Consider the following 12341-nt stretch of genomic DNA (forward strand, 5'->3'; position numbering starts at 1 on the left):
GACCTTTTCGGGAAGAAAACTCCAGCGGTTATGGCGTCCAAGATATGGTCGATTTGTAGGTGACAAGGCAAGCTGGCGTCGAGTCGCGGGCAAGCCAGTGCCTGGCGAAGCGATCGGTATGAAGAAGGCGGCCGGGGGCGCCATTGCCCGCGAGATCGCCATCATCCTTCCCGGCAGCTTGCTGAAAAACCAAGGAAGTTTTGGTATTTTCTTTTTTTGCGGGTCGTTGCTCGATGGGTGCGATGGCTTTGAGGGCGTGACCTCACGGCGGGTCGCCGCGCTACGCCACGACCGGATCAGAGCGCCCTGGAGCGTCGCGCATTCGCGGGCATGTCTTCACTGACAGTGGGGAGCGAATGACAAAGTCACCCCACTAAAATTTGGCGCCGAATCGCAGCGCGAAGTTGTGGGCCTGGGTCTTTCCTTCAAAGCCGAGCGCGGTGGTGTAGTCGAAGCCGAGCGTGGCGCCGTTGCCGACAGTGGCGTCGAAGCCGAGACCGACCGCGACGTAATCTCGGGTGAAGGCGTCAATGTTCAGCGCATAGGGCAAGCCGTTCTTGAGGTCGGCATAGCCCATGCTCGCCCAGCTCGAGCCGGAAAAATCGTGGGTGTATTCGAGCCGGCCGCGCGTTTTGAACAAGCCCCAGTCTTGTGGGAAGGCGTATTCGGCGCGCAGGCCCGCGACCCCCGCCAGCATGTTCATGCGCTGGTCGCCGAAGGTGAGGTCGTAAAGCGGCGCGCCGCTTTCCGTAAAGGCATTCAGTTGCGTCCACGCCGCCTCGATGCGGCCGTAAGGCGACACAAGGAAACGGACGCCCTTGTATTCGTAGCCGGTGCTGAGCGAGCCGAACGCCTGGTTGCCCGACCGGTCGCCGCTCGAGAAGCCGCTCGTGGACGTGACGAAACGCCTGCTGCCGAAGTCCAGCGCGCTGTAGCCGAGCAGGCCGTCAACGAACACATTGCTGCGCGGATGGTAGCTGCCATAGAGCGCGGTGCTGAACGCCTGGCCGTTGCTCTGCGTGCCGTTGGTGCCGACATCGACGGTATCGCGTCCGTAGCCAAGGCCGATACCTGCGGTGAAGCTGGGCGAGAACCGGTAATCCGCGCCGCCGCTGACGCCGATCAGCGTATGGCCGAGATCGATATTGTATCTGTTCGATGTGCCGAAGTTGACGAAGCCGCCGGCCCAGAAGGCGAGATCGCTCGGCGATCCGCTCTTGGGCGGAGGTGTTTTTCCGGAAAGCCTTCTTGAATCCCCGGCATCGTTCGGCGCGTAGGCGAACGCATTGCGGGTCGGATCGGATGGCCTGGTTTCCCGAGCATAGCCCAGCGCGTTGGGATCGGTCGGGTCTTGAGGGACGCCGAGCCGCACGTTCATCGAGGTCGCTTCACGGCTTGAATCGTCGTGAAGCTGTTCGAGCCGGTCGCGGAAGTTGGTGATTTGCGATTTCGCGAAACGCTGGGCGCTCTGGGCCTGGGCGTTGAGCAACCCGATCACCTCCCGGTCGCGCGAGGGGTCCGGGCGCGTAACGACGGTGAACGTCACCGTGCCGGGCGCGGACGTGCCCGATGCATTCGAAAGCGTATAGCGGACGACGACGGTCGAAGCAGCCGTGAGCGCCGAAGCATAGACAAGCTGCCACTGCGCGCCGTTCTGCACGATGCTCGCCGTGCCGTCTGAGGTCGGCGGTGGGGTGCCACCGTGGCCGCGGTGAAGGGACCCCCGGTCGCTCCCTGCGTCAAATTCACCGTGCCCGATGCGCCGGCAGTGAGTTGGAGCGTATGGCTTGTGACCGTCGGCAAGGGAGCAGAATAGGTGAAGCCGTTCGGCAGGTTGGCGTTGCCGCCGGGTGCGGTCACCGCAATCGCGACCGCACCGGCGGTCGTGCGCGCCGGCGTCGCTGCATTGATGGTGGTGCCGCTGACGACGGTGAAGCTCGTTGCCGCCGCGCCGGCGAACGTCACAGCCGTCGCGCCGGTGAAGCCGGTGCCGGTGATGGTCACCGCCGTGCCGCCGGCTGTGGAGCCTGAGTTCGGTGTGACGCCGGAGATCGTCGGGGCCGGAACCGCATAGGTGAAGCCGTTCGGAAGTGAGGCGTTGCCGCCGGGGGCGGTCACCGCGACCGCGACCGCACCGGCGGCCGTGTGCGCCGGCGTCGTTGCATTGATGGTGGTGCCGCTGACGACGGTGAAGCTCGTTGCCGCCGCGCCGGCGAACGTCACAGCCGTCGCGCCGGTGAAGCCGGTGCCGGTGATGGTCACCGCCGTGCCGCCGGCTGTGGAGCCTGAGTTCGGTGTGACGCCGGAGATCGTCGGGGCCGGAACCGCATAGGTGAAGCCGTTCGGAAGTGAGGCGTTGCCGCCGGGGGCGGTCACCGCGACCGCGACCGCACCGGCGGCCGTGTGCGCCGGCGTCGTTGCATTGATGGTGGTGCCGCTGACGACGGTGAAACTCGTGGCTGCCGCGCCGTCGAACGTCACAGCCGTTGCCCCGATGAAGTTGGTGCTGGTGATGGTCACCGCCGTGCCGCCGGCTGTGGAGCCTGAGTTCGGTGCGACCCCGGAGACCGTCGGGGCCGGAGCCACATAGGTGAAGCCGTTCGGAAGTGAGGCGTTGCCGCCGGGGGCGGTCACCGCGACCGCGACCGCACCGGCGGCCGCGTGCGCCGGTGTCGTTGCATTGATGGTGGTGCCGTTGACGACGGTGAAACTCGTGGCTGCCGCGCCGTCGAACGTCACAGCCGTTGCCCCGGCGAAGTTGGTGCCGGTGATGGTCACCGCCGTGCCGCCGGCTGTGGAGCCTGAGTTCGGTGCGACCGAGGCAACAGTCGGGGCGGCGACGGGATTGATCGTCACCGTCACATTGGCCGGCGCCGAGCTGAACGGCGCCGCAGGGCCGGTCGAACTGTCTTTTGCCGTAACGGTGAAGCTGTACGTACCCGCCGTCGTCGGTGTGCCGCTCAGGGTGCCGTTTCCGCTCAACGTGATGTTTGCCGGTAGAGTGCCCGATGCCAGCGCATAGGTGTAGGACGCCGCGCCGCCGCTCGCGCCGGCGATGGACTGGCTGTAGGCCGCGCCCACGGTCCCGGCAGGCGGGTTGGCCGGGCTGTATGTGATGGTCGGCGGCGACACCGTGATCGTCACGGTCGCCGGCGCGGAGGTGCCGCTGGCGTTGGTGGCGGTGTAGTTGAAGCTGTCCGGACCGGCATAGCCGGCGTTCGGCTTATAGGTGATCGACGTGCCGGTGGGCACGGCCATGCCGTGCGATGCCGCCATAGCGATCGCAACCGATGTTGCCGCGCCGCCAGTGATGTTCAGCGTGATCGGGTTAGCGCCGCTGCCGTAGCCCACCGTAGCGCTGACCGCGCCGACGGTCGGGGCGGCGGCGGGATTGATGGTCACCGTCACATTGGCGGGTGCCGATGAAAACGGGCCCCCGGCCGAACTGTCTGTCGCCTTGACACTGAAGGTGGATCCCGACGCGGTCGGCGTGCCGTGCAGTGTGCCGTCAGCGTCCAGTGTCAGCCCAAGCGGCAGGGACCCGCTCGTCACGGCATAGGTATAGGGCGCCGCGCCGCCGCTCGCCCCGGCGATGGACTGACTGTAGGCCACGCCCACGGTCCCGGCAGGCGGGTTGGCCGGAGTGTAGGTGATAGTGGGCGGCGACACTGTGATCGTCACCATCGCCGCCGCGGACGTGCCGGCTCCGTTGCTGGCGGTGTAGGTGAAGGTGTCCGGACCGGCATAGCCGGCGGTCGGCGTATAGGTGATCGAGGTGCCGCTGGCCGTGGCCGTGCCGTGCGATGCCACCGTACCGATTGCAACAGATGTTGCCGCGCCGCCAGTGATGTTCAGCGTGATCGGGTTAGCGCCGCTGCCGTAGCCTACTGTGGCGCTGACCAGATTTGCCACTGGCGGCACGTTCTGCACCGTGATGGCGGTGCTGATCACCTTGAAATAGGGTCCCGGCGACGACCCGCCCAGGTTAGGGCTGCTGTCGGTCACGAGGAGAGTGAAAGCATATGTGTTCGCCGCAGTCGGTGTGCCGCTGATCACGCCGCCCGCCAGCGAGAGGCCCGGTGGCAGCGCGCCGCTCTGGATTGAGAAAGTATAGGGCGCCAGCGCGCCAGACGCAGACAGGGCGTGACTGTAGAACGTGTTCAGGTTGGCGTTGGGCGGGGCTGCAATCGTGATCCCGGAGGACGGGTTGGGCACGATCAGTGTGTAGGACTTTGTCGCCGTCAGGCTGGCATTGTCAGTCACGGTGAACGTGGCTGAATAGGAGCCAGCTTGGTTGGGCGTGCCCGAGATGGTGGTGCCGGTAAAACTCAAACCCGGCGGCAGCGAGCCGCCGGTCAGAGAAAAACCATAGGGCGCCGTGCCGCCGCTCGCGCTCAACGTCTGGTTATAGGACGTGCCAACGTTCGGCGTCGGCAGCGAAGAGGGCGAGACAGTGATCGGGCTGGTGGCGGCCGCGATCGCAACATTGACGGTGAAGGAATGAGCACTTGCATCTTCGACAATGAAGGTGTCGGTGAGCGCACCGTCTCCGTTGTTGGTGTAGGTGATGATCCCGGCATTCGAATTCACGCTCACCGCGCCGTGCTGCGGAAATGTCGTGCTTCCGTGTGGATAGGGATTGAGGCCATAGGTATCGCAGAGATCGCCGAGGGTAACGGTTATCGTGCCGCCGGATGCCATCGGGGAGGTCGCGGGCGAGGTGTGCGAATCGGGCACGTCGAAGGTGCCGCACGCGGCGTGGGCAGCATTCGGCAGTAGCACCACCACCAGAGCAAATATCGCGAGCCAAACGCGTGGCATGTGGACGAGCCGCGCCCGCGCCGGGGCAAACGACCGATGACGGAGAGTCTTCCCCGCCACCATTGCGTGCGCCAAATAGACTGCCCACGCCCGTACGGCCGACGAGGCCGCGCCAAGCAGTGCTATCAAGCCCGGAAAACACGAGACGCAATCGCCCGCCGCCCGCGACAAGCCGAGGTGTTGCGATCGATCGTGAATCATTGCCCCACCCCTGCCCGCACCGCAGGCGCCGCACTGAGGGAGGCATTGGGCGAATGTCCGCTGCAATCGTGGGACGATCAGCTCAACACCGACCGGACCACGCTGTGTTGCGGTCCATCCAAGGTCGGCCTCCTCACGAGACGCGTGGCGGTTGTACACAAACCAAACATCAATTCAAAGCAGTTCTCGCGCATTTGTAGCAATATCCAGAGGACAAACGTTGCGCTTGCACGGTTCCCGCATTTGCGCCAAAACTGCCGAAGCGCGTTGGCGCGCATGTGCGGATCGGATCGCCAATGCGCGGGGAGGGCGGCATGTCTGATATGTTCGTTGGCCAGGTGTTGCCGGTTGGATTTCCGTTCGCGCCGCGCGGCCTCGCCAAATGCGACGGTCAGATCCTGCCGATCGCGCAGAACCAGGCCCTGTTCAGTCTGTTGGGCACGGTCTATGGCGGCAACGGGACAACGACGTTCGCCCTTCCGGACCTGCGCGGACGCGTACCGGTGGGCTTCGGTCCCTCCGCCGATCCGGGTTGGCCGATTTCCCCCTACGAGCTTGGCGAAAAGGCCGGCACGGGAACCGTCATGCTGACCATCGCGCAACTGCCATCGCACGCCCATCAATGCGGCGGCACCACCACCACAGGCGACAAAGGCAATCCAACCAACGCGCTCTACGGGGCAAACAGCGCGCCGATCTACGGTACCGCCGGAACCGGCGAAGTCACCCTGTCCGGGGGGACCATTGCGCGCGTCGGCGGCAATCTGGCGCACGACAACATGCAGCCTTTTGCCGCCATCAACTTCTGCATCGCGCTGACGGGAATATACCCCTCCCGAAATTGACACGCTGACGTTCAACCGATCGGAGGTCGGACTAATGAGTGAACCCTATGTCGGAGAAATCCGGCTGTTCGGCTTCTCCCGCGTGCCGCAGGGTTGGCTCCCCTGCAACGGCTCGCTCCAGCCGATCTCTCAGTATGAAGTGCTTTTTTCGTTGGTCGGAACGACCTATGGCGGCGATGGTGTGACGACCTTCGGCACGCCGAACCTCAGCGGCCGCGTCCCCGTTCACTCCGGGACCGGTCCTGGCGTATCGCCTCGCGTTATCGGCGAGATCGGCGGCAGCGAAAAGGTGACTCTGCTATCGGCACACATGCCTTACCACGATCATCCGATGGTCGCGACGACCGGGCCAGCCAATTCCAGCCAGATCACACCGAGCCTCGAACTCGGGACGGTCGCGGGCGATACCATGTACACCAGCGACGTGAAGGACGTGGGCGGCGCAAACACGGCACCGACATCGACCTCGATGGCAGGCCGCAATATCCCGCACGATAACCTCATGCCCACGCTGCCGGTGCAGTTCTGCATCGCGTTCGCTGGGATTTACCCGGCTCAGAACTGATCCGACGCTTCAACGCAGTTCAAACTTTCGAGGGCACAGCCGCCATGGAACCATTCATCGGTCAGATCCAGATATTCGGCTTCAACTACGCGCCCCGTAACTGGGCTTTCTGCAACGGAGCGACATTGGCCATCCGGCAGAATACGGCGCTCTTTTCCCTTCTCGGCACGATGTATGGCGGGGACGGTGTCACGACATTCATGCTGCCGAACTTCGCCGGCCGCACCGGCTGCAACCAGGGTCAAGGCGTCGGTTTGACGGCGCGCACCATCGGTGAGGCCTTCGGCGAGAACAGCGTGGCGTTGGTTTCGGAGGAAATGCCTTCGCATTCGCATTCGTTCACGGTCTATAATCAGACCGACACCACCAAGCGCACGAGCGCGCCAGCCAACGGCTCCTCGCTGGTCGTTCCGCAAAACAGCACACCTTTCAGTTCGAGCGGAACGGCGAATACCCAGTTTTCACCACACATGGGCGGCTTGACTGGCGGAAACCAGCCACATGAGAATCGGCAACCCTACCTCGCCATGAACTTCTGTATTGCCCTGCAGGGCGTCTTTCCAGCTTTCGGCGATGCCGTTGCCTGATGTGTCGCCGCTGCCGGATTTTCCGGCGCGTCATGCCGACACTCCCGTTTGCGCCGAGCCGGTAACTTTTCGGCGTGCCACGCGCAATGATCTGACGTTCCTGCGCGAGTTGTATCGCTCATTCCGCGCCGACGAATTCGCGTCGCTCGCGTGGTCCCCCGAACAGATGCGCGCGTTTCTGGACCAGCAGTTCGATCTCCAGCATCGCGCCTATGTGGCGACTTTTCCGCAGGCGGATTTCCTGCTGATCTTGTCGGAGGGGATGCCGGTCGGTCGGCTCTATCTCGACGCCAGCCACGACCATTGGCACATCGTCGACATCGGTCTCACATCGGAGCGGCGCAATGGCGGTCTTGGGTTCGCGGTCATGCAGGCAGTCAAGCGGCACGCGCAAGCTTCGGCCGCCGCCGGCGTCGTGCTCCATGTTGCCTGTGACAATCAGGGGGCGCAGCGATTCTATCGCAGGCTGGGCTTTCGCGAGGTTGCGCGCGAAGAACCGACTTGCGTGCGGATGGTATGGACTCCCGAACCGGACGCTGTCCCAGGACAGGTTGCTTTGCCTGCCGTCAATTGAAAATCGCCTGGTAGACGATCCCTTGCCGGTCGCGCGCCACCGGCACGATGAATATTTCGATCGGCCCGACGGTCGCGTTCGTCATTCGATAGATCTTCTGCGGAAGGACAACAGATGATCCGCTGCGAAACAGCAGAGAGAAAGGCTGACGCATCGTGGTCGCGAAGCCGTTTTGCGGCAAGGGGCGCGCTTCCGACAACGTCAAGGCAACCGATGTCGCTCCAAGATCGACGTCGAACCCTTGCCCCAGGCAACCGGCGAAGCGCTCCAGTGTCATCAATTGCATGCCATGAGGCCCCCTCTGCCTGCCCGGTTCATCGACATGAACCGTTTAAGAACTATGCCTTCGAATATCGGAGTGCGCGACGTATGTCTCGCCGGACCCGCCATCGATCGGACGGTGACGAACAGCTTCGAGCGATCGACTATTATTCTAACTATCCATAGTATAAACAAGTATATAATTTCTTTTTTGTTTTCATCAAAAGTATGTTTCAAGTTATTTCGCCTTTCATTCTGGACATGGTTCCGTATTTGACGCACTATACTTGCGGGCGGCTATCAAGATAGTTCAAGCCAGAGACAGTTGAAGGGGGTCCCATGTTGCGTGGTGGATCGGCGGCGCTCGCCAGATTTTTCGCGGGTGTTTTTGTCAGTGGTTTAGGGGTCGTCGGCTTAGGGGTCGTCGCGGCATGTCCCGCAGCCGCCGAGATCATCAACCCCTCTGTGCTGCAGGACGAGCGGGCGCCGATTGCCAAGCCTGCCCTCAACCAGCCTGCTCTCAACAAGCCCACCCTCAAGAAGCAGGCACCTGCCGCGCCACTGCCCGGCAATACCGAGCCTGTGCGCGGCGACCGCCAGCTCGATCTCAAGATCGACTATATCGACAACCAGATCTACAATCCGTCCACGGGTGGATACGACAAGGTCCATTTGCGCGGCTACACCGGCAAAGGCGTCGACCCCAAGGCGCCTTATGTTTCGCCGACGATCGAGGCCATCCCTGGCGACACCGTGCGCATTACCCTCGACAACAAGCTGCCGGCAGGACCGCAACCTGGTGACCCCGGCTGCATGCCGGGTGCGCAGATGCCTGATATCCCGCACTGCTTCAACGGCACCAATCTCCATACCCATGGGCTGTGGGTGAGCCCCACCGGCAACAGCGATAATGTCCTGCTGTCGATCAACCCGCAGACGCGTTTCACCTACGAATACAATATCCCGTCGGATCATCCTTCCGGTACCTTCTGGTACCACACCCACCGCCATGGCTCGACCGCGCTGCAGGTCTCGAGCGGTATGGCCGGCGCCCTGATCATTCGCGGCAACCGTTTCCCGACCCCGACCGCGCATGGCGACCTCGATACGCTGATCCCGACCTCGGCGATCCCGGAGCGGGTGCTGGTGATGCAGCAGATCCAGTATGCCTGCCGCGGGCCTGCCGCCAAGCCGGGCGAACTCGGCCCGATCAAGCAGGACGCCAACGGCCGCTATATCTGCGATCCGGGCGATGTCGGCGGCATCGAGGGCTATGACCAGTTCGGCCCGGGCACCTGGCCTGCGTCAGGTCGCTATACCTCGCTCAACGGGCTTGTATTCGATCCGAACAACCCGCTGAAAGCGAAACAGGGCCGGATCGAACGCTGGCGCATGATCCATGCCGGCGTGCGCGATACGATCAGCCTGCAGTTCTTCAAGGTGCGTGACGGCAAGTTGAAGCCCGGCACGAAAACGTTGCTGAAAGCCGACGCCACTGCGGCCTTCATCAAGGATACGTGCGGCACCACGCCTGTGCCCTACATGCAGGTCGCGGTCGACGGCCTGACGATGGGCGCGGGGCAAATGACCAGGCTTGCCACGCTCCAGCCCGGCTATCGCGTGGACGCGCTTGTCGTGTTCCCGGACGCCGGACGGTACTGCGTGATCGACTCCTCGGCGCCGAAATCGGGCGTCGTCAACGGGCTCGATGTCGGGCCACGGCTGCTGGCGGTGGTCGATGTCGCCGCGGGAGCGCCGGTCAAGGATGTCGAATCCTACATCAACGGCAAGCTGCTGACGCTGGCCAAGGCCAACATGCCGGACGACGTCAAATCGACGGTGATTGCAGATCTCAAGAACGGAACAAAACTGACGAGCTTCACGCCGCATCCCGACGTCACGGACGACGAGGTGAAGGGTAACGGTACGCAGGAGCTGACCTTCTTCATCGACACGACGGGGCCGGACGTTAAGTTCGAAGTCGGCAACACGCTCAACACCGCTGATGTGAAACCCTATGACCCAACCCGCATCGACCGCTCGTTGCCGCTCGGCAAGGCGCAGGAATGGACGCTGCAGTCGCATTTCGTCAGCCATCCGTTCCATATCCACGTCAATCCGTTCCAGGTCGTCTCGATCCTCGATCCCAACGGCAAGGACGTCAGCGCGCCGGGCGCGGTCGACGATGCCGGCGGCACGCCCCCCGATCCGCAATATCCCGGCCTCAAGGGTGTCTGGAAGGATACGCTGTGGATCAAAAGCCTGATCCCGCAATCTGCCAACGGCATCTACACGATCAAGGTCCGCACCCGCTATCAGCGCTACATAGGCGAGTACGTGCTCCATTGCCACATCCTCGATCATGAGGACCAGGGCATGATGCAGAACGTTGCCGTGGTGCTTCCTGATCAAGTGGTCGGCACCCCCCAGGGCGATACGGTGCAGGTGGAAAGCCAGATGCAGCCGGGTGGTCATAGTGGCCACAAATGAAGCGCAGCAGCCAGGTTTGCCCGCGCCATTTACATGGAGCGATGTCGAAGCGATCTTTGCCGCCGCAGGTGGTACCAAGGGACCCGGCAGCCTGACGGGGCTGACGCTGCCTGAATTCCTGGCGCTCCAGCTGCATGGGATGCCGCTGGTCGCGCCACTCACCACCACGTGCTGCGGCAAAAGCGATACCAAGGGCCGTGGTGCGCGATCGGCGCTGATCCGCGGGCTGCGCGGACTGCCGCCGTTCGACGGGAAGCAGTTTCCTCGACTGCCCTGGGGCGGCTCGCCGGTCGCCGATGAGGATATCGACCGGATCGAAATGTGGATCGAGGAAGGCTGTCCCGAGGGCTTGATCGGGTCGGTTGCGCTCGCCGGCGAAGTGAGCGTGACGACCGAGGCTCGCGTCCAGGTCAAGGGGCTTGCCGGTCCCGTCTTTGGTCCGGCATCCGATCCGGCGGCGTGGCGCTACGCCAAAGGCGAGTTGCGGCAGCGAATGGATGTCGATGTGCTGGGCGAGCCGCAGAAAGAGCGGCTGCGCTACGCCTTTCGCGAACTCTACAAGCTCAACAAATGGGTCGGTGACAAGCGCAGCTACAACAATCTGGCCTTGATCCACCAGAACCACTGTCAGCATGGCTGGGAGCGTTTCCTGCCGTGGCATCGCGTCTATCTTTATGAGTTCGAGCAAGCCCTGCAGGACTTTTGCCCGGATGTGACCATGCCATGGTGGGATTTTCCGGCCCCGCGCTACAAGCCGGAGAATCCGGCCGATGGCGCGATCCTTCCCGATGCATTCAAGGGTTTCCTCACCGATGCCTCGGTTCGCTTCCTGCGCGCTCATGGTTTCCCGGCCGAGGTCGAGACGCTGGTGGGCCAACTGTGGGCCAATCCGACGCAAGTCTACGATGCAGTCAGCGCCGCTTGCGGCGCGGACTATGTGGAGGGAGAGAACCGCAAAAGGCTGATCGACGCGCTGCTGGAAGCCAATTCGCTCTGGTATCCGCTGCGCTATTCCGGCCAATTCGGCAAAGGCACGATCAACACGGCCATCCACTACCACTATCCGGCTCAGGAAGACATCGACGAGATTCTCAGCCTGCGCACCTTCCGCGATTTCGGCGGCGGCAGCCTCTATGTCGACAGCTTCGGATTCCTGGACCAGAACCCGCACAACACGATGCATATCTGGACCGGGGGCATGAACCCGGCGTTCACGACCGATGCTCCCGCCAACCGCAACAGCGCGGTGCGCGTTGCCGGCCGCAAGTTCCACCAGCGCGACGATCTCTATTCGGAGCCCCAGTTCGGCGACATGTTCTCGAACCTGACCGCGTCCTACGACCCGATCTTCTGGCCCGTGCACGCGAATATAGACCGGCTCTGGTGGCGCTGGCAGCAGGATCACCCGGACGGCCTGCCGGCCGATCTCGATTCCGCTGTGACGCCGTGGAGCTACGCCGTGCGCGATACGCTCGACATGAACCGCTTCGGCTATGAGTATGTTCGCGGCGGATGCCTCATGCCGGTGGGATTGACCAATCCCGTTGGACGCTTCGTCTCGGCGCCGATTGCCGTACCCGATGCAACGAAGACCTTCCGCTCGGCCGAAGTGCGGCTGCACCGCGTGCCGCAACTGCCGCGCTCATGCTTCATCCGCGTGTTTCTCAACACGCCGGATGCCGACGCCAGCACGCCGCTCGATGTGCCGGGCTACGCCGGCTACGCTTCGGTCTTCGGCCATGGTGAGTGTTTCGGCGGGCCTGGGCATTGCGAAATTCCGCCAGCGGAGAATCGCAAGTTCGATCTGCGCGAGCGCAGCATGAACACGCCGCGCAACCACCGCATCGATGTGACTCGCGCGGCACGGCGGCTGATCGTGGCCGGTGCCACCCGCCTCACGGTGAGCCTGGTGGTGATCGGCGCCTCCTATGAGGAAGACCGCGAGTTGCTGAGGCTGGACGGGGTCTCGCTCAACTTTCTCGATTGAACGGAAGACG

General features: G+C 63.4%; 10 protein-coding genes. 7 read left to right on the top strand and 3 right to left on the bottom strand.

Annotation, left to right across the window (positions count from 1 at the left end):
* Positions 1 to 118 precede the first annotated feature (118 nt).
* Complete coding sequence (locus tag NHAM_RS05160) at positions 119 to 343, top strand: hypothetical protein (protein WP_041357725.1); 225 nt, start codon at positions 119 to 121, stop codon at positions 341 to 343.
* 30 nt (positions 344 to 373) lie between these two features.
* On the opposite strand, the gene NHAM_RS05165 is transcribed toward NHAM_RS05160, so the two are convergent.
* Both NHAM_RS05165 and NHAM_RS23895 read right to left on the bottom strand, forming a co-directional pair.
* Positions 374 to 1660, bottom strand: coding sequence for an autotransporter outer membrane beta-barrel domain-containing protein (locus tag NHAM_RS05165; protein ID WP_198137001.1), 1287 nt, complete (start codon positions 1658 to 1660; stop codon positions 374 to 376).
* A complete protein-coding gene (locus NHAM_RS23895; RefSeq protein ID WP_049769296.1) occupies positions 1543 to 4821 on the bottom strand; it encodes an IPT/TIG domain-containing protein in 3279 nt (1092 codons plus the stop codon). The genes NHAM_RS05165 and NHAM_RS23895 overlap by 118 nt, the downstream gene beginning before the upstream one ends.
* Before the next feature lie 515 nt (positions 4822 to 5336).
* Between NHAM_RS23895 and NHAM_RS05175 the strand changes: the two genes are divergently transcribed.
* The 4 genes from NHAM_RS05175 to NHAM_RS05190 are packed head-to-tail and all read left to right on the top strand — an operon-like array spanning position 5337 to position 7593.
* A complete protein-coding gene (locus NHAM_RS05175; protein WP_011509556.1) occupies positions 5337 to 5867 on the top strand; it encodes a phage tail protein in 531 nt (176 codons plus the stop codon).
* 34 nt (positions 5868 to 5901) lie between these two features.
* Complete coding sequence (locus NHAM_RS05180; RefSeq protein ID WP_011509557.1) at positions 5902 to 6432, top strand: phage tail protein; 531 nt, start codon at positions 5902 to 5904, stop codon at positions 6430 to 6432.
* Between the two features lie 44 nt (positions 6433 to 6476).
* The gene (locus NHAM_RS05185; RefSeq protein ID WP_011509558.1) at positions 6477 to 7019 is read left to right on the top strand and encodes a phage tail protein; all 543 of its coding nucleotides are present in this window, start codon (positions 6477 to 6479) and stop codon (positions 7017 to 7019) included.
* A 1-nt stretch (position 7020) separates the two neighbouring features.
* Positions 7021 to 7593: a GNAT family N-acetyltransferase gene (locus NHAM_RS05190; RefSeq protein WP_245270053.1), complete on the top strand. Its 573-nt coding sequence runs from the start codon at positions 7021 to 7023 to the stop codon at positions 7591 to 7593.
* Here NHAM_RS05190 and NHAM_RS05195 read toward each other — a convergent pair.
* Positions 7586 to 7879, bottom strand: coding sequence for a DUF6916 family protein (locus NHAM_RS05195; protein WP_011509560.1), 294 nt, complete (start codon positions 7877 to 7879; stop codon positions 7586 to 7588). The genes NHAM_RS05190 and NHAM_RS05195 overlap by 8 nt on opposite strands.
* Before the next feature lie 314 nt (positions 7880 to 8193).
* Between NHAM_RS05195 and NHAM_RS05200 the strand changes: the two genes are divergently transcribed.
* Complete coding sequence (locus tag NHAM_RS05200; RefSeq protein WP_011509561.1) at positions 8194 to 10344, top strand: multicopper oxidase family protein; 2151 nt, start codon at positions 8194 to 8196, stop codon at positions 10342 to 10344.
* Between the two features lie 16 nt (positions 10345 to 10360).
* Positions 10361 to 12331, top strand: coding sequence for a tyrosinase family protein (locus NHAM_RS05205; protein ID WP_245270011.1), 1971 nt, complete (start codon positions 10361 to 10363; stop codon positions 12329 to 12331).
* Positions 12332 to 12341 lie beyond the last annotated feature (10 nt).

It is taken from the genome of Nitrobacter hamburgensis X14 (assembly GCF_000013885.1).
Classification (GTDB): domain Bacteria; phylum Pseudomonadota; class Alphaproteobacteria; order Rhizobiales; family Xanthobacteraceae; genus Nitrobacter; species Nitrobacter hamburgensis.